The organism is Paraburkholderia phenoliruptrix, assembly GCF_047325075.1.
Lineage (GTDB): Bacteria > Pseudomonadota > Gammaproteobacteria > Burkholderiales > Burkholderiaceae > Paraburkholderia > Paraburkholderia phenoliruptrix.
The window spans coordinates 3,290,387-3,311,672 of the sequence record NZ_CP168531.1 but is presented as its reverse complement, the minus strand read 5'-3'; the positions used below and the strand labels follow the sequence as shown (position 1 = coordinate 3,311,672).

At 65.2% G+C, this 21,286-nt stretch carries 21 protein-coding genes; 11 read left to right on the top strand and 10 right to left on the bottom strand.

Annotated elements, in window-relative coordinates:
* Positions 1–208: 208 nt before the first annotated feature.
* Together ACEN8U_RS26715 and ACEN8U_RS26710 are read left to right on the top strand one after the other, a co-directional pair.
* Positions 209–934 (top strand): response regulator, encoded by a 726-nt coding sequence (locus tag ACEN8U_RS26715; RefSeq protein ID WP_013587579.1) that lies wholly within the window; start codon positions 209–211, stop codon positions 932–934.
* On the top strand, positions 918–2,234 hold the full coding sequence (locus ACEN8U_RS26710; RefSeq protein ID WP_310105984.1) for an ATP-binding protein: 1,317 nt from the start codon (positions 918–920) through the stop codon (positions 2,232–2,234). The genes ACEN8U_RS26715 and ACEN8U_RS26710 overlap by 17 nt, the downstream gene beginning before the upstream one ends.
* A gap of 221 nt (positions 2,235–2,455) precedes the next feature.
* Here ACEN8U_RS26710 and ACEN8U_RS26705 read toward each other — a convergent pair whose 3' ends face one another.
* Positions 2,456–2,722, bottom strand: coding sequence for a hypothetical protein (locus tag ACEN8U_RS26705; protein WP_013587581.1), 267 nt, complete (start codon positions 2,720–2,722; stop codon positions 2,456–2,458).
* A gap of 122 nt (positions 2,723–2,844) precedes the next feature.
* Positions 2,845–4,536 (bottom strand): sensor domain-containing diguanylate cyclase, encoded by a 1,692-nt coding sequence (locus tag ACEN8U_RS26700; RefSeq protein WP_013587582.1) that lies wholly within the window; start codon positions 4,534–4,536, stop codon positions 2,845–2,847.
* A 751-nt stretch (positions 4,537–5,287) separates the two neighbouring features.
* On the opposite strand from ACEN8U_RS26700, the gene ACEN8U_RS26695 reads away from it, so the two are divergent.
* Together ACEN8U_RS26695 and ACEN8U_RS26690 are read left to right on the top strand one after the other, a co-directional pair.
* Positions 5,288–7,039, top strand: a complete 1,752-nt coding sequence (locus tag ACEN8U_RS26695; RefSeq protein WP_310105986.1) for an ABC transporter permease subunit — start codon at positions 5,288–5,290, stop codon at positions 7,037–7,039.
* Positions 7,040–7,129: 90 nt separating this feature from the next.
* Positions 7,130–8,476 (top strand): AAA-associated domain-containing protein, encoded by a 1,347-nt coding sequence (locus tag ACEN8U_RS26690; RefSeq protein ID WP_013587584.1) that lies wholly within the window; start codon positions 7,130–7,132, stop codon positions 8,474–8,476.
* Positions 8,477–8,591: 115 nt separating this feature from the next.
* On the opposite strand, the gene ACEN8U_RS26685 is transcribed toward ACEN8U_RS26690, so the two are convergent.
* The 3 genes from ACEN8U_RS26685 to ACEN8U_RS26675 all read right to left on the bottom strand — a co-directional run bounded on the left by ACEN8U_RS26685 (position 8,592) and on the right by ACEN8U_RS26675 (position 11,069).
* Positions 8,592–9,134 carry a hypothetical protein gene (locus ACEN8U_RS26685; RefSeq protein WP_310105989.1) on the bottom strand — a complete coding sequence of 181 codons (543 nt, stop codon included), beginning with the start codon at positions 9,132–9,134 and terminating at the stop codon, positions 8,592–8,594.
* Entirely contained in the window at positions 9,131–9,769 is a 639-nt protein-coding gene (locus ACEN8U_RS26680) for a hypothetical protein (RefSeq protein WP_310105991.1), read from the bottom strand. Before ACEN8U_RS26680 ends, ACEN8U_RS26685 begins: the two co-directional genes overlap by 4 nt.
* 241 nt (positions 9,770–10,010) lie before the next feature.
* On the bottom strand, positions 10,011–11,069 hold the full coding sequence (locus tag ACEN8U_RS26675) for a sigma-54 dependent transcriptional regulator (RefSeq protein ID WP_310105994.1): 1,059 nt from the start codon (positions 11,067–11,069) through the stop codon (positions 10,011–10,013).
* A gap of 311 nt (positions 11,070–11,380) precedes the next feature.
* On the opposite strand from ACEN8U_RS26675, the gene ACEN8U_RS26670 reads away from it, so the two are divergent.
* The 6 genes from ACEN8U_RS26670 to otsA all read left to right on the top strand — a co-directional run bounded on the left by ACEN8U_RS26670 (position 11,381) and on the right by otsA (position 16,228).
* The gene (locus tag ACEN8U_RS26670) at positions 11,381–11,698 is read left to right on the top strand and encodes a DUF883 family protein (protein WP_013587588.1); all 318 of its coding nucleotides are present in this window, start codon (positions 11,381–11,383) and stop codon (positions 11,696–11,698) included.
* Positions 11,699–11,819: 121 nt separating this feature from the next.
* On the top strand, positions 11,820–12,086 hold the full coding sequence (locus ACEN8U_RS26665; protein WP_310105996.1) for a hypothetical protein: 267 nt from the start codon (positions 11,820–11,822) through the stop codon (positions 12,084–12,086).
* Positions 12,087–12,386: 300 nt separating this feature from the next.
* Positions 12,387–13,787, top strand: a complete 1,401-nt coding sequence (locus ACEN8U_RS26660; protein ID WP_013587590.1) for a sigma-54-dependent transcriptional regulator — start codon at positions 12,387–12,389, stop codon at positions 13,785–13,787.
* 109 nt (positions 13,788–13,896) lie between these two features.
* Positions 13,897–14,124 (top strand): hypothetical protein, encoded by a 228-nt coding sequence (locus ACEN8U_RS26655; protein ID WP_013587591.1) that lies wholly within the window; start codon positions 13,897–13,899, stop codon positions 14,122–14,124.
* 154 nt (positions 14,125–14,278) lie between these two features.
* Positions 14,279–14,572 (top strand): hypothetical protein, encoded by a 294-nt coding sequence (locus ACEN8U_RS26650; RefSeq protein WP_310105999.1) that lies wholly within the window; start codon positions 14,279–14,281, stop codon positions 14,570–14,572.
* Positions 14,573–14,800: 228 nt separating this feature from the next.
* The gene (gene otsA / locus ACEN8U_RS26645) at positions 14,801–16,228 is read left to right on the top strand and encodes an alpha,alpha-trehalose-phosphate synthase (UDP-forming) (protein WP_013587593.1); all 1,428 of its coding nucleotides are present in this window, start codon (positions 14,801–14,803) and stop codon (positions 16,226–16,228) included.
* Positions 16,229–16,345: 117 nt separating this feature from the next.
* On the opposite strand, the gene ACEN8U_RS26640 is transcribed toward otsA, so the two are convergent.
* The 5 genes from ACEN8U_RS26640 to ACEN8U_RS26620 all read right to left on the bottom strand — a co-directional run bounded on the left by ACEN8U_RS26640 (position 16,346) and on the right by ACEN8U_RS26620 (position 20,186).
* Positions 16,346–17,812 (bottom strand): MFS transporter, encoded by a 1,467-nt coding sequence (locus ACEN8U_RS26640; protein WP_310106002.1) that lies wholly within the window; start codon positions 17,810–17,812, stop codon positions 16,346–16,348.
* Between the two features lie 148 nt (positions 17,813–17,960).
* Entirely contained in the window at positions 17,961–18,464 is a 504-nt protein-coding gene (locus ACEN8U_RS26635) for a YbhB/YbcL family Raf kinase inhibitor-like protein (protein WP_013587595.1), read from the bottom strand.
* A 160-nt stretch (positions 18,465–18,624) separates the two neighbouring features.
* Positions 18,625–19,071 carry a very short patch repair endonuclease gene (locus ACEN8U_RS26630; RefSeq protein ID WP_310106005.1) on the bottom strand — a complete coding sequence of 149 codons (447 nt, stop codon included), beginning with the start codon at positions 19,069–19,071 and terminating at the stop codon, positions 18,625–18,627.
* 272 nt (positions 19,072–19,343) lie between these two features.
* A complete protein-coding gene (locus tag ACEN8U_RS26625; RefSeq protein ID WP_310106008.1) occupies positions 19,344–19,823 on the bottom strand; it encodes a hypothetical protein in 480 nt (159 codons plus the stop codon).
* A 93-nt stretch (positions 19,824–19,916) separates the two neighbouring features.
* Positions 19,917–20,186, bottom strand: coding sequence for a hypothetical protein (locus tag ACEN8U_RS26620; protein ID WP_013587598.1), 270 nt, complete (start codon positions 20,184–20,186; stop codon positions 19,917–19,919).
* A 421-nt stretch (positions 20,187–20,607) separates the two neighbouring features.
* On the opposite strand from ACEN8U_RS26620, the gene ACEN8U_RS26615 reads away from it, so the two are divergent.
* Positions 20,608–21,231: a hypothetical protein gene (locus ACEN8U_RS26615; RefSeq protein WP_310106011.1), complete on the top strand. Its 624-nt coding sequence runs from the start codon at positions 20,608–20,610 to the stop codon at positions 21,229–21,231.
* The last annotated feature ends 55 nt before the right edge of the window (positions 21,232–21,286 follow it).

Below are 21,286 nucleotides of genomic sequence, written 5' to 3'. Positions count from 1 at the left end.
TGTAATGGAATAGCCGACGATGCATCCGATCCAGTTGACGGCCTGCATTCGGTAAGACAGAGCGTAGAGAACTGCCTGCCGCGCTGTGTTACGCGCCTTCGCGCCGCTGTTACGGGTCATTACGTGCAGCTTTCACCGTAACACCCGGTAACCCTTGAGGCCTGCCTGAAATCGAAAACCGCTCCTGCCGCGCGTTAAACTTCATTCCATGGCTACTCAAATACTTGTTGTCGACGACGACGTCGAATTGCGCGATCTCCTGCGCGACTATCTGGCCCGCCAGGGCATCGAGGTGTCGGTGCTGCACGACGCGGGCTCGCTCGAGCGCAGACTCGAACGCGAGCGTCCCGATCTGATCGTGCTCGACCTGATGATGCCGGGCGTGGACGGGCTCACCGCTTTGCGCAAGCTGCGCGCGTCGGGCGACGACATTCCCGTCATCATGCTGACCGCGCGCGCGGACGACGTCGACCGGATTGTCGGTCTCGAACTCGGCGCGGACGACTACCTCGGCAAGCCCTTCAATCCGCGCGAACTGCTCGCGCGCGTGCAGGCGGTGCTGCGCCGTCGCCGCACGTCGCCTTCGGCCGCCGCGCCCGAGCAGCGCGAGCCGTTCAGCTTCGGCCGCTTCACGCTCGATTTCCAGTCGCGCACGCTGCATCAGGAAGACAAGCCGCTCACGCTGTCGGGCAGCGAGTTCGCGTTGCTGAAGATTTTCGTCAATCACCCCATGCGCACGCTCACGCGAGAGCGTCTGCTCGAGCTGCTGCATGGTCCCGAATACGACGGCACCGACCGCGGCATCGACGTGCAGGTGTGGCGTCTGCGGCGCATCCTCGAAACCGACCCGTCCACGCCGCGCTTCATCCAGACCGTGCGCGGGCGGGGCTACGTGTTCGTGCCGGACGGCGAACAGCATGCGCCGGCCCATTGACTCGCTGTTCGGACGGCTGGCGTTGCTGGTCGTCGCGGTGCTGCTGCTGTCGCATTTCGCGTGGTACGCGCTCATGCGCCTCGAGCGCAGCCAGCTGCAAACCCGCTACGCCGTCGAAGAAGCCACGTTTCTCGTCGACGCGGTGCGTCAGCACGTGGCCCGCAACCCGGACCAGCCGCTGCCGTCGCGCGTGAAGCTCGTCGACCCGGCGAGCCCCGAGGTGCCGCCCGACACGGCGGACATGCCGCCGCCGCTCGAGCGCTTCATTGAAGACGTGCGCGACCGCATGCCGTCCGGCACGCAGGTGCGCGTCGGTCTGCCCGGCCGTCCGCCCACGCTGTGGGTGCGCGCGCCCGCCGACCGCAGCTGGATCGTCGTACCGGTGCAGCCGTTGCGGCCGCCGCGTTCGCTCGACCGCACGGTGCTGTGGCTCGTCATCATCTTCTCGTTCGCGGTGATGGCGGCGCTCTTCGCCGCGTGGGCGCTGCAGCAGCCGTTGCGCTCGCTCGCGCAGGCGGTGGCGCGCTTCGGCCGCGGCCTGCCGGTGCCGCCCGTGCCCGAGCGCGGGCCGCGCGAGTTGCGGCAATTGACGCATGGCTTCAACCAGATGGTGCAGGAAGTCGCGCGCACGGAAAACGACCGTGCCGTGATGCTCGCGGGCGTCGCTCACGATCTGAAGACGCCGCTTGCGCGCTTGCGGCTGCGCGCCGAAATGATGGACGAGGCGAAGATGCGCGACGGCGTCGTACGCGACGTGGATTCAATGACGCACATCGTCGAACAGTTTCTCGTGTTTGCGCACGACGGCGCGGATCGCAGCGAAGCCGTCGAGGTCGACGCGCAGTGCGAGCGCGTGGTGCGCAGCTATCGGGCGGTGGCCTCCGGCGCGCCCACGGTGCAAACCGACCTGCGGGCGGGCCCGGGTTTCCTGCTGCCTGCCGCCACGCTCGACCGGATTCTGTCGAACCTGCTCGACAATGCGCATGCGTACGGCGCGCCGCCCATCGTGGTCGCCACTGCGCGCACCGCGGAGGGCTTTACGCTGTCGGTCAGCGACAACGGCAAGGGCATCGCCGCGCAAGACCTCGTCAATGCGAGCCGGCCCTTTGTGCGGCTCGATCCGGCGCGCGGCGGCAATGGCCACAGCGGCCTCGGGCTCGCCATTGTCGAGCGGCTGGTGCGGCGTGCCGGCGGCGAGTGGCAGATCGGCAACCACGATGGCCGTGGCTTGCGCGTCTTGATGAGCTTTCCGTTTGCCGCGGTGCCTCAGGCGAGGGCGGCCTCGGAAACGGTCTGGTGATTCGGAGGCAGGCGCGGCGTGGGTCGCCCGGCTGCCTCGCGAGTGGTTTGTGGCCCGGTTTGTAACCTCGTTCGTAACCTGGTTCGCGGCGCTCGCCGGGCGGCCTTCTTGCTGGCCTTTGATGCCGCTCCTGATGTGGCTCCTGATGTGGCTCCTGATTGCCGCCGCGGCTGCCCGCCGCGACCACGAGCTCGGCCGCGGCCACTTCAAACCCTCGCGTTCTAATCCGAGAACAGCGTGTTCAGCGCGTTCGCGGCCTCGCTGTCCACCGTATTCCACGTCGCGCTCTCGGCCTCGAAAATATAGTGGGTCGTATATTTGCCGAGGCGCTCGAGTATTTCTTCCTGAATGACTTCCGGCGCGACGTCCAGCTTCAGATACCACGCGGTGGACGACAGCCGCGTCTGGAACGCGCCATATTCGGCCAGCAGATGGTCGAACGCGTCAGCGTCCTGATCGCGGCAGACAATGACCAGATTTCCCTTCATGCGAATCTCCCGTTAAAGCGGTAGCGACAACTCGAACTCAGTGTCGATCATACCTGCTCGTTCGCGGGAGGCTCGATAGCGGGCTTGCGTGGCGCCAGACGGCGGACTCGCCGTCACGGACGTTACCAGACGTTGGCGACCGTGCGCGCAGGCGGGGCGGTGTCGTCGGGCGGCAGCGCCTCCGTGCGGTCGCGGCCGCCGGTTTTGGCCGCGTAGAGCGCCGTGTCGGCGCGGCTCATGATCCGCTCCGGGAGGTCGTCGACGGAAAGCTCGGTGATGCCGATGCTCACCGAGAGCGTGACCGAAGCCGGCAGCTGCGCCGACGGCACGGCCTTCAGACGCAAGCGCAAGCGCTCGACCACTTCGCGCCCGCCGGCCAGGTCGGTGGCCGGCAGCAGCAGTCCGAACTCCTCGCCGCCGAGCCGGCCGATCGCGTCGGCGCCGCGCAGTTCCGCGCGGCAGGTGTCGACGAAATGTTCGAGCGCGCGGTCGCCGGCCGCATGGCCGAAGCGGTCGTTGATCTGCTTGAAGTGATCCAGGTCGGCAATCGCCATGCACAGCGGCTGATTCCCCAAATGCGCGCGGTCGATTTCGTGACGCAGCAGGTCGAGGAAATAGCGCCGCGACAGCGCGCCCGTCAGCGCGTCGTGGCGCGCCTCGGCCGACAGCAGCGTATTCGCCGACTGCAACTGCTCGGCGAGATCGCGCGTGGCCCGATGATGCCGCCGCTCGCGCACGTACGACACGGTGATGACCCACGCGAGCGCCACGGTTCCCGCAAGCGTCAGAAACACCAGCAGATGATCGCGTTTATGGTTGCGCAGGAGCTCGGGCCAGGCCGACAGCGGCTCGACGAGATGCGCCGAGAGCCCCGAGTTCAGGCCGCCGCGCGTCTGATACAGCGACGGCCCCGGCCGTCCTGTCGAGCCGAACAGCTGTTCGGCGATCGCGGGGGAGACCCACGGCGCCTGCTCGCGCATGAGAGGATCGACGCGAATCTCGATGTCCGGGAACACGTCCCGCCGATAGGTCACGCTGCGCTCGGCGGTGCTCATTTTAGTGACGCGCGAGTTGGGCAGCGCGCGGCCTTCGAGCTTGCTGTCGTGCGCCATGATGATGACGCCGTTGTCGTCGGCGACGAAGGTGCCGACGTGCGCGACCCAGTGGCGCAGCCGCGCGATCCCGACCTTGGCGACGACCGCGCCCGCCAGCTCGCCGTCCGCATAGACCGGCACCGCGATGAAGATGCCGGGTTCGCCGCTCGTGCGGCCCACGCCGTACGTCTCCGAGAACGCGCCTAGCAGCGCGTTGGTGAGGTAGGCGCGCACGCGCATGTCGACGCCGACGAAAGAAGCGCCTCGCGCCTGTGAGCCGCCTACCACGTCGCTCGAGGCCACGCAGATGCCGTTTGCATTGACGAGCCACACCTGGTCAAGCCCGGAGAAGCCCTGCGCCCGGTGCAGAAAGGTGTTCACCGCGTTCATGCGCGCGTCTTTGAGCAACGCGGCGCGCAGTGCGGGTTCCGTCGCCTCGCCGTTCGCGGCATAATTCCGGGATTGCACCAGGGCGTTCTGGACCACGTCCATTTCGGCCATGGTTGCGGGGATAGCCCGCGACATGGCAAGGTCGCTCGCGATCACCTCGGCCATGTTGTCGACGATCGACGCGGCCATCTGGCGTTGCGCGCGCAGCGCCGCGTCGAGCTCTTGCTGTACCATCCGGTCCGCGACCATGCCGGCCACGAACCAGCAAGCCAGTACGATCAGCATGAAGCCGATCGGGCCGGTTGCCTGGCGCAAGGTTGTCCTGTTCATCGACCCTCTGATCCGTCTGGCTGAGACATGCAACTCGCTTATTCGTGGCAGCGCCGCGGCGCCGATCGGTCCGACGCCTCGCCCCGCGTTTCGCTCGGGGTTGCGCCGCGCGCCTTCTGGCCGCTTCGGTTTTTGCCGTTATTGCAGCAGGCGGTCGTACGCCGCCGCAGCGGCCCGGGATAAAACCACCAATAAAGGTGCATCTTTGTGGATTTTAACCGCCATGGGGCCAGACAGCATCGTTATTGGGGAATGAAATCCATATTGTGGCGGCATCCATCCAGCTTTTAACGGCAGCCGCGCACGTTTCTTGATGGTGCGCGCGGGGATGCCCGAGGCGCACGCGCCAATGATCGCGGCATGGCCGACGCTCTTCGGCGGAAGGCCACTGTCAGCGCATTGCGGGCCCGTTGTCAGGCGGCCACTGCAAGTTGCCAAGAATTGCCGTCAAAGGTTGTGCCTGAAACATAGGATGGTGTAGTGTCGTGCCGTCCAAAACAAAGGAAAGCTCGCCAGCCTACGGGCGGCGCCTGCGGCGACAGGACTCTGGCTTGACGATCGACGCTCCGGGGCGGCTTGCCCAGCGGCGCTTCCGTTACCGGTCCAGATGTCTCCTACGCTAACGATTTACCGCTCACACGCGTTTTGCCATGCCTGATTTCCGCTTTCCGGACCGATCTTCAGACCGCCGCGCGGCAGCCGCGGCCTCCTTCTCGCGTTCGAACGCCTGTATACATAAGGAGTGGGTCTGATGGATTTCAGCTTTGACCTGAAGCGCACCGCCAATGCGTCCGCATGGCGCGTGCTGCCCAATCGCTGGGACTTCGTCGCGTTCCCGCTCATCATCTGCATTATCGCGATGGCGGCGATCGGCTTTCACGAGACGCTTGCGCCGATGTCGACGCTGAAGACCCAGGCGATCTCGCTCGATCCGGCGAATCTGCCCGAGTACGCGATGCGCACCACCTTGCGCATGCTCGCGGCGATGGTCGCGTCGCTGATCTTCACGCTCGTCTACGGCACGCTCGCCGCGAAAAGCCGCCGCGCCGGTCTTGTGCTGGTGCCGATTCTCGACATCCTGCAGTCGGTGCCGGTGCTCGGCTACATCTCGTTCACCGTCACGTTCTTTCTCGCGCTCTTTCCCGGGCGCGTGCTCGGCGCCGAACTCGCGGCGATCTTCGCGATCTTCACGAGCCAGGCGTGGAACATGACGTTCAGCTTCTACCAGTCGCTGCGCACGGTGCCGCGCGATCTGGACGAAGTCTCGCGCGGTTTTCATCTGACGTCGTGGCAGCGCTTCTGGAAGCTGGAAGTGCCGTTCTCCATGCCCGGCCTCATCTGGAACATGATGATGTCGATGTCGGGCGGCTGGTTTTTCGTGGTCGCTTCCGAGGCGATCACGGTCGGCAACAACACGATCACGCTGCCCGGCATCGGCGCCTATCTCGCAGCGGCCATCACGGAGAAGAACCTGCACGCGATCGGCTGGGTGATTCTGGCGATGACCGTGGTGATTCTCGCGTACGACCAGTTCCTGTTCCGCCCGCTGGTGGCGTGGGCCGACAAGTTCCGCATGGAAAACACCAGTTCCGGCGACGCGCCCGAATCCTGGCTGCTCGACCTGATTCGCCGCACGCGCCTGATTCACCGGCTGCTCGTGCCGCTCGGCTGGATGTTCGCGAAGGCGGCGCGCGTGCCGTTCCGCCTGCCCGCGCTGCAAGGGCCGCGCTTCCCGATTCCGCAGATCCAGAAGAGCTCGCGCGTCGGCGACATCGTGTGGGGCGCGCTGGTGCTGCTCGGCACCGTGTATGTGGTGTATCGCGTGTTTATCTACGTGCGCACCGGCGTGTCGCTGGACGAAGTCGGTCATGTGTTCCTGCTCGGTCTCATCACGCTGTTGCGCGTGGTGCTGCTGATCGCGCTGGCTTCCGTGATCTGGGTGCCGGTCGGCGTGCTGATCGGCTTGCGGCCGGCGCTCGCCGAAAAGATCCAGCCGCTCGCGCAATTCCTGGCGGCGTTTCCGGCGAACCTGCTGTTTCCAGTGTTCGTGATCGTGATCGTGCGCTTCCATCTGAACCCCGACGTCTGGCTCTCGCCGCTGATCGTGCTCGGCACGCAGTGGTATATCCTGTTCAACGTGATTGCCGGCGCGACGTCGTATCCGAACGACTATCGCGAGGCGGCCAAGAATTTTCATATTCGCGGCTGGCAATGGTGGCGGCAGGCCATGTTGCCGGGCATCTTCCCGTACTACGTGACGGGCGCGATCACCGCGTCGGGCGGCGCCTGGAACGCGAGCATCGTCGCCGAATTCGTGCAGTGGGGCGACACCAGGGTTGCCGCGCACGGGCTCGGCGCCTATATCGCGCAGTCCACAGCCGCAGGCGATTATCCGAAGATCATTGTCGGCATCGCCGTGATGTCGCTGTTCGTGACGTTGTTCAACCGCCTGCTGTGGCGCCCGATGTACGCCTACGCGGAAGCCAAGCTTCGGCTGGACTGAGGCCCCGCCGCTGCCGCTACGCGCCGGCCCCCAGGGAGCACGAAGACCTGGGCGGCCCGGCGTTTTCCTGAGAATTGAAGGCATAACGCGATGCAAAATCCTAAAGCTGCAATGACCGCCGCGCCGATCCAGACGCCGCCGAAGCCGCCGCGCCTCGGCGAAGAAATCCTGCGCGTCAAGGACGTGTGCCGCGGTTTCAACAAGACGCAGGGCGAACTGCTTGTTCTCGACGACGCGAACCTGTCGCTGCGCGAAGGGGAGATCGTCGGGCTGCTCGGGCGTTCGGGCTCGGGCAAGTCGACGCTCCTGCGCATCATCGCCGGTCTGATCGAGCCGACCGACGGCGAGGTCACCTATATGGGCAAGCCGCTCGAGGGCCCGGCGAAGGGCGTCGCGATGGTGTTCCAGACGTTCGCGCTGTTCCCGTGGCTCACCGTGCTGCAAAACGTGGAAGCCGGACTGGAGGCGCAGGGCGTGGCGGCGCGCGAGCGGCGCGAGCGCGCGCTCGCGGCAATCGACCTGATCGGCCTCGACGGCTTCGAAAACGCCTATCCGCGCGAGCTGTCGGGCGGCATGCGCCAGCGCGTCGGTTTTGCGCGTGCGCTGGTGGTCGACCCCACGCTCCTGCTGATGGACGAGCCGTTCTCCGCGCTCGACGTGCTGACCGCCGAGACCTTGCGTACCGACCTCCTCGACTTGTGGACGCAAGGCCGCATGCCGATCAAGTCGGTGCTGATCGTCACGCACAACATTGAAGAGGCCGTCTTCATGTGCGACCGGATTCTCGTGTTGTCGTCGAATCCGGGCCGCGTGATCGCCGAAATCAAGGTGCCGTTCAAGCATCCGCGCAATCGTCTCGACCCGGCGTTCCGGCGGCTGGTCGACGAAATCTACGCGAAGATGACCGCGCGTCAGACCGACGAGAAGACGAGGAAGGGGCTGGAACTGCACAGCTGGTTGCCGCATGTGTCGACCAACCTGATGGCCGGTCTGATCGAGACGCTCGCCGCGGCGCCATACCATGGCCGCGCGGACATGCCGGAAATTGCGCGTTCGCTGCACCTGGAAGTGGACGATCTGTTCCCTGTCGCGGAAGTGCTCCAGCATCTCGGTTTCGCGGACGTCCGCGAGGGCGATATTTTCCTGACGCCGCCCGCGCGCGTGTTCGCCGAGTTCGGCACCCAGGAGCGCAAGATGATGTTCGCCGAGCATCTGCTGCGCCACGTGCCGCTTGCCGCGCGAATCAAGAAGGTGCTGAACGAGCGCCCGGGGCACCGCGCGCCGCGCGTGCGCTTCGAGCAGGAACTGGAGGACTTTCTGTCGGACAGCGCCGCGGAAGAGACGCTCGACGCGGTCATCAACTGGGGCCGCTACGGCGAGATTTTCTCGTACAACGACCAGACCGAAATCTTCAGTCTGGAAGACGTGGAGTCGTGATCGCGCGCGTGTTCATTCGCCCGGTTCAATGAAAACGGCAGGGGAGACCCTGCCGTTTTTTCGTTCTGCCGCGCGGACCGTGGATTGTCCCGCGTCGGCCCCATGCGCGTCGCTGCTACTGCAGAGTGCCCCAGCGCTCCACCGCGGGCTCGGCAGACGCCCATTTCCAGCCCTTGTCCTGCTGACACGCGCTGGCCGTGTACCAGTCTTCGTGCGCGTTGGGGCCGTCGCCGTCCTGCACCGAGAACACGAATTCCTTGCACAGCGCGAGCGCCGAACCGAACGCGCGTGTGACGCGCACCTGGCCGTGGCCGTTTTCAATGGGCAGCGTATGTTTGACGGACCACGGCCGTGTTTCGCCGACCGGCATGGCGCCGGCCAATGCCGCGATCAGGTTCTGCTGATCGCTGTGCATGATGCGCATGTAGCGGCCGACGGCCTCGTCGGTTGCCGCTTGCACGGCGATACCGACGCCGATGCCCACCGCCGGATTCGAGGTGACGAGACCGGACGCCACACCGGCGGCCGCGCCGCTGGCCGCGCCGATCGACGAGCAGCCGCTCATCAGCACACTCGCGCCGATGCACAGCGCGCCGGCGAACGCCGTCAGGCTCACGCGACGAAGCGGCTTGGCAGCCGCGAGCGCACGCGCCGTCATTGCAATGCGCCCCAGCGTTCGGTGGCGGGTTCGGCCGACGCCCACTTCCAGGTATCGCCGTCGCGGCAGATCGACGCCACGTAGAACGCGCTGCTTGCGGGGACGTTTTTCGTGGCGATGTGGTCGACGGAGAAGACGATTTCCTTGCAGTCGAGCGCGCCCGCGCTGATCGTGCGGCTGACCGTGACGCGGCCGTGCTCGTCGTCTTCGATCGGCATGGAATGCGTGACGCTCCACGGGGCGACTGCGCCGACGTCAAGCGGGCCGGCAATTTTCGCGATGCCGTCCTGCGTGTTCTTGTGGACCACGCGCTCCGAGTACTGCACGCCGGCTCGCGCCGCGGCCACCGCGCCGAGACCGATGCCGGTCGCGACGGCGGCATTGCTCGTGACTTTCGCGGCGAGCGCGGCACCGGCGATACCCGCGCCGGCAGTCGCGCCTTCCGTGTAGACCGAACTGCAGCCGGAGAGCGTCGACCCGAGCGCCACGGCGAGGGCCGCGAACGCCGTGGCCCGACGACGTCCACGCGTAGCCGGTTGCTGGCAGCCAGCTTCAACGCGCGGCCCGAAGCGCAGTATCAGGAGCGTTTCCAGGCGCGCTCCGAACCACGCGCCGCACACCGTTTTGTTTTGCATTCCCTGTCTCTGTTCTTGCAAGTGCCGCGGTTCGCGCAAAGGAAGCGTCGAACCCGCGGCAGATCGTCCCATCGTTAAAAATGGGCTGCTGCATTTTGCAGGATGCGTTTTGTAAATGGCAGAGGGAAAGTGCAAGCAATTGCAAAAGATGATGCGCGTCAAACCGGTTTCTGCTCGGCCTGCAGGCCGGTTTGATTGGTGGTGCGAACTGTTTGCAGAGGAAACTTCTGCGCGCGCCCCTCTACTGTTCGGTATCTTCTTCCGTGCTTTCGTCGCCGTATGCGCTCAGGCGGTTGTAGAGCGTTTTGAGGCTGACGCCGAGCGCTTTTGCCGCGCGCCGCTTGTCGCCGCCGCAGTACTTCAGCGTGCCGAGAATGATCTGCTTCTGCGCGTCGGCGAGCGGCGTGCCGATCCACACGCTCATCGCATCGCCTTGCGTGACGGGCCGCTTCACTTTCGACGCGAGGTGCGGATGCGGCAGCTCGACTGTCTTCTCCGCGAGAATGAACGCGCGGTACACGGCGTTTTTCAGCTCGCGCACGTTGCCCGGCCACGACCACGTGCGCAGCGTTTCGATCGAGCGTTTGCTGAAACTCTTGCTGGTGCCTTCCTGCTGGTTGAGCTGTGCAAGAAAGTGCTGCGCGAGCAGTTCGCGGTCGTTCTCGCGTTCGCGCAACGGCGGCGCGCGCAACGGAAAAACCGCAAGGCGGTACATGAGGTCTTCGCGCAAACCGTTTTCCTTGACCGCCACGGCCGGGTCGCGATTGGTCGCGGCGATCACGCGCACATTGCCGCTGATCAGCTCATTTCCGCCCACGCGATAGAACGTGCCGGTTTCGAGCGCGCGCAAGAGTTTCACCTGGCGCACGGGCGCCATTTCGGTGACTTCGTCGAGAAAGAGCGTCCCGCCGTTCGCATGCTCGAAGTAGCCGACGCGCCCTTGCACCGCGCCGGTGAAGCTGCCTTTTTCATGGCCGAACAACTCGGCTTCGATCAGTTCGTCGGGAATCGCGCCGCAATTCACGGCGACGAAGGGCGCCTCGCGGCGGCTGCTCTGGTCGTGGATCGTGCGGGCAATCAGCTCCTTGCCGGTGCCCGATTCGCCGATGATCAGCGCGGTTGCATCGGTGCTCGCGACGCGCTCGATCTGCTCGTACAGATCGAGCATCACCGGCGACGAGCCGTACAGCAGGCCGTACGATTTGAGTCCCGCGATGCCGTCGGCGACGCGCTGCTTCGCTTGGGCGGAAGCGCTGCCGCCGGCGGACACAGTGGGCGAGTCCAGATCGATTGACGCCATAAACGGGGAAGTCCTGTGCAAATGAATTTCGTTGGTGCGGCGCGCAGGCCTGGGAACGAGATGGCAAAAGTCCTATCTCACAAAGGTCGATTTAACCACTTTGGCGGCGCTTCCTGCAATCTATGTGACAGCATTCGGGCAAGCGCCGGATAAAGTCGGTCGAAAGTGCTTTCGACGTCATCGCGTTGCGCTCCTGGCGGCCCAGATTTACCGGGCACAGCGCTTGCGGCTCGGCCGCGACATGCGTGCGCTCGCCCACATAGTGCGGCTCCGCGCGACGCGAACATCTGAACCTGGACGAGGAGCGAAAGATGACTGACACGACGCAACAGCTTGCACTCGGCGGCCAGAAGATCGTCGAGGATCTGCGAGTGCTGTTGAAGGATTCGGAGGAAATGCTGCGGCTTGCCGCGAACGTGCCGGGCGAGGGCGTCGGCGCGCTGCGCCAGAAGCTCGGCAATCACGTCGAGACGCTGCAATCCGCGCTCGGCGACGCGCAGGAAAACGCGCATCGGCGCTACCGCTACGCGACGGTCAACACGGAACGTTACGTGCGGCAGAACCCATGGAGCTCGGTCGCCATCGCTGCGGGCGTCGGCTTCGTGCTCGGCGTGCTGACCGCGCGCTGAGCGCTGTTCGGCCGGCTCGCCTCCGCGATCGCGGCGGCCGCGCGCCGGTGCTTACCTGCCTGGCGCTTGATCAACAGAAGCCAACGCAAGCCCCACCCCAGCCCAACATAAGGAGTTCATGATGGCTCGACCCAAAATTGGCATTTTCGGTGCGCTCATGGCGCTCGGCGGCTATCTCGCGGTGCGCTATGTGCAGCGCAGCCGCGCGGCCCAGTCGACGACTGGGCGCGAGTTGAACCGCTGGGAAGACGAGGGCGGCGCGGTCGTGACGCCGTCGGCCTCGTCGGCGCAGTCCGGCGGGAGCCTCGCGGCCACCGCGGGTCCCGGCGCCCACGGCCCGAACGGCTCTGCCCACCCTGACGCCTGGCCTTTCCCGCACAGCAGCTGAGGCTGCCTGGCGGCCCCGCGCCGCCGCCGGCCCTTCCGGCGTGCGGCGCGGGCCGGGACTGTTAAATTGTCTCAATAAAGCCTTATAATAGGTAAATACACAACAATAGTGCCGATCACGCCCAATTTTTCGCGTGCATTGTTGCAATATTGAACGAAATCGGTGACCAAGCGCTGTACGGAAGTTGGCGTACGCTCACTTTGAGAGATAGATGTTCGCTTCCCGCGCGAGGTCGTCGCCGTTTTTCAGCATGCCCCGCCGCATGCTGCTCCTCCCACGCTTGCAGGCTTTCGAGACGCGATGCCACATGTACTGATTGTCGATGACGACGCGAGTACCCGCGAGGCGCTTTCCGCCATCATCGGGGAAGACGGCCTCACCACCGCCACCGCGGGCGATCTGCGCGAAGCGCGCATTCAACTGGTCCGGCAGATGCCGGACGTTGTCTTTACCGACCTCAAGCTGCCCGACGGCAGCGGGGTCGAACTATTCGAAGATCTCGACCCGCGCTCCGGCGTGGAAGTGATCGTGATTACCGGCCATGCCACCGTTGAGTCGGCGGTGAACGCGCTCAAGATGGGCGCCACCGACTATCTGGTGAAGCCGATCAACATGCAGCGCGTGAAGGCGATTCTGTCGCGCCTGCCGCGCGCCGGCGACCTGAAGGCGGAAATCGGCACGCTGCGCGGCGAACTGCGCCGCATGGGCCGCTTCGGTCTGATGCTCGGCAATTCGCCGGCCATGCAGGAGGTCTACGACCAGATCGGCCGGGTCGCGCCGACGGCGGCTTCGGTGATGCTGGTCGGCGAATCCGGCACCGGCAAGGAGGTGGCCGCGCAGACGCTGCACGAGCTGAGCCTGCGCCGCAAGCATGCATTTCTCGCCGTGAATTGCGGCGCGATCTCGCCGAATCTGATCGAGTCGGAAATGTTCGGCCACGAGCGCGGTTCGTTCACGGGCGCCGACCGTCAGCACAAAGGTTATTTCGAGCGCGCGAACGGCGGCACGCTGTTCCTCGACGAAATCACCGAAATGCCGATCGAGCTGCAGGTAAAGCTCTTGCGCGTGCTCGAAACCGGCATGTTCATGCGGGTGGGCACCACGAAGGAAATCGAGACCGACGTGCGTCTCATCGCGGCGACGAACCGCGATCCGGAGCAGGCGGTGCTGGAGGGCAAGCTGCGGCTCGACCTCTACCATCGGCTGAACGTGTTTCCGATCAGCCTGCCGCCGCTGCGCGATCGCGGCAAGGACGTGGAGCTGCTCGCGCAGGCGTTTCTCGACGAGCTTAACGAGCGGCACGGCACGAAAAAGCATTTCCCGCCTGCAGTGAAGGAGATGCTGCTGTCGTACCCGTGGCCCGGCAATGTGCGCGAGCTGAAGAACTACGTGCAGCGTGCGCACATCATGTCGGGCGCCGACTCGGACAGCACCGCGACGGTGCCGTTGCAGATCACGTTGTCGAAGCCCGCGGCGGGCACGGCGATCACGATTCCGTTCGGTACGTCGCTCGCCGAGGCCGACCGTCAGCTGATTCTGGCCACGCTCGAACAGTGCGGCGGCGTCAAAACGCGTGCCGCCGAGATTCTCGGCATCAGCCTGAAGACGCTGTACAACCGCCTCGTGGAATACGGCAACGACGCGCGCGAAGAGGGCGATTCCGCCGACGAATCGCGGGCGTTGGGCGGCGCGGACGCGTAGCGCCGCAACCCGCCCTTCAACCGGGAGCGCGGCGCTGAACCGCACAGGCGGCAAATCGGCACAGGCCTTGCTGGATCCGAAAGGACACGCATAGCGAGGATCACCGACAATGCCGCAATCCGCCGCCGCTCCCGCGCAGCCTCTTCGCAAGCACGCGCATCGTCCGGAGCCGATCGAGCCGCCCACAGCGCCGCCGACACCGGGCGAGCCCGACACCGTGCCCGATCCGAGTCCGCAACCCATTGAGCCGGTCGAGCCGCCGATCGGCGATCCGCCGCCGCAGCCCACGCAAACTCCCCAGGCCAGTCGGCGTCCGCCAATCTCTCTGCGCGTCTGAATGATCGCGGCTTGCGCGTCTAGCCTCGCGTAGGGATTTTGTGTACATGTTACAAATGCGACGCAGGTTTTACCGGCAATTTACCGTTGCCGCTCCTAGACTGTCTTGATGCCGCCGTCGCCTGGCGGCGCGGCTTTGCCCGGAGGCATCGATCATGAGACATCCAGCGCTGCGGCGCTCCGCGCGCCATTCGAAGCGCGACGGCCGTCCTGCGAGCAAGGACGCTCCACCCGCGTCTTCCGCCCCTGCTCCTGACTCTCAGGCCGCGCCCGGCGCGCCCGTCACGCCCGTCACGCCAGCGGCGCCTTCGGCCGCACAGCACCACGATCCTTCCGCGCAAAACCGCGTCGCCCCCGACGCGCCGCCCGACGGCGAGTTCAACCAGGGCGGCGTGCGCCAGGAAGGAATCGACTATCAGCGCGACCTCGGCTCCGAGCAGGACGCCTGAACCGGTTGACGCCGAAGTTCGTCTTGCTGCGAGCAACGTATCTTCCGTAGCGATTGCTTACCTGGAACAAAATTCCGCGAATTGAACTTGCATCGCGAGTTATTGCTTGTTCGTCACAATTGCATACATTTTTCTTTTCCATGCACGAAAAAAAGGCACGCGACTTGCGTGCAGTTGTTCTGGCACATGTCCGTATGCAACGAAACAACTGAACCAGGTGGAGCGCCAATGAGCAGACTGATCGTGGTATCGAATCGTGTTGCGCCGACCCAGGAAGGCCGGCCCGCAGCGGGTGGCCTGGCGATCGGCGTGCTGGACGCGTTGAAGGAAACCGGCGGGGTGTGGTTCGGCTGGAGCGGCGAGACGGTGAGCGAACCGTCCGCGCCCGTGATCGAGAAGCAGGGCAACGTCACCTATGCGACCGTCGGGCTGACCAAACGCGACTACGACCAGTACTACCGCGGTTTTTCGAACGCGACGTTGTGGCCCACATTCCACTATCGCAACGACCTCTCGCGCTACGACCGTCAGGAATATGCGGGCTATCAGCGCGTCAATGCGACGCTCGCCAAGCAGCTGAAGGAGCTGCTCAAGCCCGGCGACATCATCTGGGTGCACGACTATCACCTGCTGCCGTTCGCGCGCTGCCTGCGCGATCTGGGCGTGAAGAATCCGATTGGCTTCTTCCTGCACATTCCGTTTCCGGTTCCCGAAGTGCTGCGCACCATTCCGCCGCACGAAGAGCTCGTGAAGGCGATGTGCAGCTACGACGTAATCGGTTTTCAGACGGAAGCCGATCGCCAGTCGTTCGTCGATTTCATCGAGCGCGGCCATCACGGCACCTCGAGCGAAGACGGCATGGTCCACGCGTACAACCGCTTCCTGAAGGTGGCCGCGTATCCGATCGGCATCTATCCGGATGCGATCGCCAAAGCCGCCGAGCAGTTCACCGACCGCAAGCCGGTGCGCAGCCTGCGCGACGGCATGCGCGGCCGCAAGCTGATCATGAGCGTGGATCGCCTCGACTATTCGAAGGGGCTCGTCGAGCGCTTCCAGGCGTTCGAGCGTCTGCTGCTGAATGCGCCCGGCTGGCACGGACGCGTGTCGCTCGTGCAGATCGCGCCGCCGACGCGCTCCGACGTGCAGACCTATCAGCGGATTCGCCAGACGCTGGAAGGCGAGGCCGGGCGCATCAACGGCCGCTTCGCGCAGCTCGACTGGACGCCGATCCAGTATCTGAATCGCAAATATGAGCGCAATCTGCTGATGGCGCTGTTCCGTCAATCGCAGGTCGGCTATGTGACGCCGCTGCGCGACGGCATGAATCTGGTCGCAAAGGAATATGTCGCGTCGCAGGATCCAGCCGATCCGGGCGTGCTCGTGCTCTCGCAGTTCGCCGGCGCGGCCGAGCAGTTGCCGGGCGCGCTGGTCGTCAATCCGTTCGATCTCTCGCAGATGGCCGAGGCGCTCGAGCGCGCGCTCTCCATGCCGCTCGCCGAGCGCCAGGCGCGGCACGCCGACATGATGGCGCCGATGCGCGAGAACAACCTGTCCGTGTGGCGCGATACCTTCCTCGGCGACTTGCGCAACGTGGCAACGGCGTCCTCGGTGACGGCCAAAGCGGTAAAGCTCGCTGACGTGACGGCGTCGTCGTAAGCGGTTCGGCGGTTGCGCGGCGCTTGCTCAGCCGCGTGAGCGGGTCACGTCGCAGCGGGCAAGAAAACTGGCGGCAACGGCAAAAAGGGCGTGCATCGCAGGATGCGCGCCCTTTGCTTATCCGCTTCGCGAGCCTGAGGCCGGGCGCGGCTCGACGCGTTGCACGACGCGCATCGTGCTGACCACTGCGGCCACCGCGGAGAATCCGGCGGCGACATAGAGGGCAATCACAGGCCCATTCTGCGGCGCAACGCCGAAAATCAGCGCGACGAGCGCCGCGCCGAGCGTCTGACCGGTCAGGCGCGCGGTGCCCAGCATGCCACTCGCGCCGCCGCTGCGCTCCCGCGGGGCGGACGACAGCATCGTGCGGTTGTTCGGCGACTGGAAGATGCCGAAGCCCGCGCCGCACAGCGCCATGCGCCACGCGATCTGCCACGCGTCGGGATGCGCGCCGAGCGTGGCGAGCAGGAGCAGGCCGACGGTCATCGCGGCGAGCCCCACGCCGCCGAGCCAGCCGGACGAGACCTTGTCCGACAGCACGCCCGCAATCGGCGCGGCGATGATGATGATGGCGGGCCACGGCGTCATCAGGAGGCCCGTGTCGACCTGGGAGAAACCGAGCGCGTCCTGCAGCAGGAAGGGCAGCGACACGAACGCGAGCATCTGCGCGCAGAACGAACACACGGAGGTGCCGATCGACAGCGCGAAGATCGGAATCCTCAGCAAATCGATCGGCAAGAGCGGGGCGGGGCGGCTCAACTGACGGCGCACGAAGAAGTAGCCGATCACCACGGCGCCGATCATTTCGGCGGCGACATAGCCGAGCCGTTCGCCGTGGCCGAGGCCGTCGACGGCGAAAATCAGCAGGCCGAATACCAGCGCGTTCATGAGCGCGCTCAGCACGTCGTAGGGCGACTCGTGGCCGCGGTTCATCGGCAGCGCCTTGAAGCCGCCGGCAATTGCCGCAATGCCGATCGGCACATTGATCGCAAAGAGCCACGGCCACGGCGCCACGGCCAGCACGCCGGAGGCCACCGTGGGGCCGACCGCCGAGGAGATCGCGACCACCATCGCGTTGATGGCGACGCCGCGGCCGAGCTGCGTCGGCGGGTAGATCATGCGCACGAGCGCCGTGTTCACGCTCATGACGCCTGCTGCGCCGAAGCCCTGCACGACGCGCGCAATGGCGAGCGTAGCAAGCGAAGTGGATAGCGCGCAGCCGAAAGAGGCCAGCGTGAACAGGATCAGCCCGGCGAGATAGATGCGACGGTAGCCGATGCGGTCGCCGAGCGAGGCGAGCGGCAGCAGCGAAATGGTGATGGCGAGCTGGTAGGCGTTGACGATCCAGATGGAGCCGGCCGCGCTCGCCCGCAAATTTCGCGCGATGGTGGGCAGCGCGACGTTGGCAATCGCGCTGTCGAGCACTGCCAGCGTCAGTGCAAGCGCGATGACGAGCATCGCCCAATAGCGTTGCGGCGTCGGCAGGCCGTGTTCCGTGTTGGGTGCCCGCGCGCTGTCCGGGGCAAGCGTGTCCGCTGCGTCGGGCGGGGCTGTCCCGTCGTTGCGGGATGGTTGTGCGTGCATCGATTAGTCGGATCGCCTTGAGCGGTCCGCCGCGTGGCGGCGAGCCGCGGGTCATGCATGCCGTCGCAAAGCGGCTTGCGCGCGGCTCGTACCACGCGCCGATGCCGCGCCGCTTACCGGGTCGACCCGGTAAGCGGCAAGCGCGTCGTTATTTGAGCTCGTACAGGCCGGTGTGCGTGGTCGAGTCGATCTCGTTCATGTGCGTCATGAAACGCGCGACCGCGTTGGTGGTTTCGGCGGTGATCGGCAGATGCGGCACCTTCAGCGCATGCAGCCGGAAAATATAGCGGTGCGTTCTGTCGCCGCGCGGCGGCGCCGCGCCGCCGAAGCCTACCGTGCCGTAATCGTTGCGCACCTGCAATGCGCCTTGCGGCAGCAGCGAGCCGTCGGCCTTGCCGGCGTTGCGCGGCAACGAGCGCGCGTCGGCGGGAATGTTCACGATCACCCAGTGCCAGAAGCCGCTGCCGGTCGGCGCGTCGGGATCGTGCACGGTCAGCGCGAAGCTTTGCGTGTCGGCCGGCGCGCCCTCCCACTGCAGCGCGGGCGAGATGTTCTCGCCGTCGACGCCGAACGCCTTGTCGTCGTATTCGTGCGCTTTCGGCATAAAGCCGTTGTTGGGGAAATCGTCGGACCAGAGACGAAAATCAGCCATTGTGTGCCTCCCTTCTTGGCGGGTTTTGACGGCCGAAGCGAACGGTACGGCGCGCCGCATTCGCGATGCCTGGCGCGTGGGCGCCGCTTCGGGTTAGCCAATCGAGTGTATCACCGAGGGCTTTCGGTTCGCTCGCAGAACGCCCGGGTTTCGAGCGGCTCTAGCCGCGTTCCTCGAAGCTCGGCGCGTCGCTCTTCAGCCATTGCTCGAGCCGCGTGAGCACGCCCCCTATATCGCGATTGGCGCCACGCAAAGCGCATTCCCATATGACGCCGACGCGCCAGCCGCCGGCGAGCAGCGCGGCGTGGACCTTGTCGTCGTTCGCGCGATTGCGGCCGATCTTGTCGCGCCAGAATTCCGGGCGGGTCTGCGGCCATTTGAAAAGATGACAGTCGTGGCCATGCCAGAAGCAGCCGTGCACCAGCAAGACCGCACGGTAGCGGGGCAGCACGATGTCCGGGCGTCCGGGCAGATCGCGCGCGTCGAGCCGAAAGCGAAAACCCCGCCGATGCAGGAGGCTGCGGATCAGCACTTCCGGCTTCGTATTGCGGCCGCGAATGCCGGACATCATGCGGCTGCGCGTCGCGCTGTCGACGATATCGACCATGGCTAGCTACGCGAGTGTGCGCAACGGCAGCGCTCTGGCGTGGCGGGAAGGCACTTCGGTGGACTCATGCGGCTCCTCGTTAGGCAGCAATTGCCTGGTCGGGAACACGATGCGCGCCACATGGGGCGTGCTCGGGATTCAATGAAAACCGCGCGCAGGCAAGCCGGCTGTAACCGGCAGTTGCCAGTTTACGCAAAATCTCGTGGCTTGCTGGAGTCGCCCGCGGATTGCAGGTGTATTGCGCGCGGCGTCGGAAGAGCGGTGACGCGGGCTCAGGACCGGCGTACCAGCATGCACAGACTTTGAAGCCTGCGCAACTCCGCGTCATAGCCTTCGAGCGTATGGCCGAGCTGCTGTCTGCGTGCGCTGCGCCGTTGCTCGAATCTCTGCTTCTCGTCGTTTGTCGGGACCCAGTAGATGCCCGTACGGGCTTCTTGCACGTGACGAACGGTGCCGGCGTCGACAAGCTGGCTCAGTGAGGCCTTGATTTGTCGCGTGCTGCTGTTCAGTTGACTTGCGAGGGCAACGCAGGTGTAGCGGACGCCGGGCGTCATGATTGCATCGAGGTTCGATGCAGTGAGCCTTTTGCGTTTTGCCGCCTCCCGGTTTTTTGCGTCGTTGTCCTTTTCTTTTTTATTCTCTTTTCCCGGCTCGTTCTCCATTAGTTGGCTGTCCGAATCAAGAAGGTCGCGCTCGTCGGCGCTTGCCTTGATGCCGCGCGATAACGCTCGTGCAGTGCTGTCCCGTTTCATGCTCGACGCCTCTTCTCTACCTGTTTTACCAGTGCTGGATCGTCTTCACATCGCGCGCTGGAATCGGCATCTCCGCGCGCCCCATCTGGCCGCTTACTGCGTTTCAGCGGAGGGAACGCCGTCGCGCGCGGCGGCGACCGCGGCGTCGCGTTCCTTCGCCGCCGCAGCTTTCTGCCGCGAATACACGCGCTTGGCGGCGGCTACTTTCGCGTCATACGTGCGGTTAGCCGCGGAAATGCGCTGATGCATCTGGACGATCTGATCGTTTGTGCCCGCCGGCGTCTTATCGACTTCCGTCTGCGCCCAGCATGCGGATGCGGCGCTGAACATGCAGAACAACAAAGTGGAAACGATCTTTTTCATGGACACTCCTGCTCGAAAAAAAAAGCGGCCGCGTTAAGCGGCCGCGAAAGTCCACCACTCAGACCTTGGAAAGTGGCGGCTCGGGGTTCGTTACTCGCTGCAACGTGTTGGAAAGTTAATGCAAGCAGCCTTGGGCGGGAAGAACAGGAATGGCGTACGCGTAAAGAAAAACCGAACACGGCTCGTTGAAGACGACGTGAACAGACGGCGCCTTCGACATGGATGGAATGCGCAAGTTGCCGTGCGGATTCCGGCGCTGTTCGCAGGCAATTAACGTGTTCACGGATGCGCGTCTTCCCAGGCGACAGGTGCGCGCGATACGTTTGCGACTGACAGTTGACAGGCGACTGATTGCTCGACGCGCTGATGTTGTCACGACCGCTGTCCGTCACACCTACTCATCACAAACAGGGAGCAAGATATGCGTGCACTTACAGTGCGATCGTCGAGTATGCTGAACCTCGCGTTTGCCGCGGCCATCGTGGTGGTCCATCCGTCGGCGAGTCGCGCCCAGCAGCCGCCGCAGCTTCAACACGCGAGCGCCGGCGCGCCGGCCAGTGCCGCGGGCGCGGAGGCGATTGCCCGGCTCACTAGCCGCATCGTCAACGTCGACCCAGAGACGAGCCGGATCGCCGTGCAAGGATCGCGCGGAGAGACGGTGATCATCGCGGTCGACCCCGAGGTCGCCGATGTGAGGCTCCTCAAAGTGGGCGACGAAGTTCACGTCGAATATCAAGGCGCACTGTTGTTGTCGGCGGAAAAAGTCGAGACGAAGGGCGTGCGCTCGCGGGTCGAACAAGAGTCGGCCACGCCCATGTCGCATGGTATGTCCGTCAAGCTTCGCAACGTCGACGTGGTCGCGACGGTGCAAAGCCTCGATCGCAAGCGTCGCCAGGTGGTGTTGCGCGGGCCGACCCGCAGCGTTCTGCTGCAAATCGCTCCGGACGTGCCGCTCGACAAGATTGCCGTGGGCGACAGCGTGCATGCGAAATATCGCGCTGAAACAGCGGTTCTCATTACGCGCGACGGCAAACCGATTCGCTGAATGTAGCGATAAGCCGGCGGAGAGGGCATAGCCGCCGGTTTCGCGGCTGCGCGAG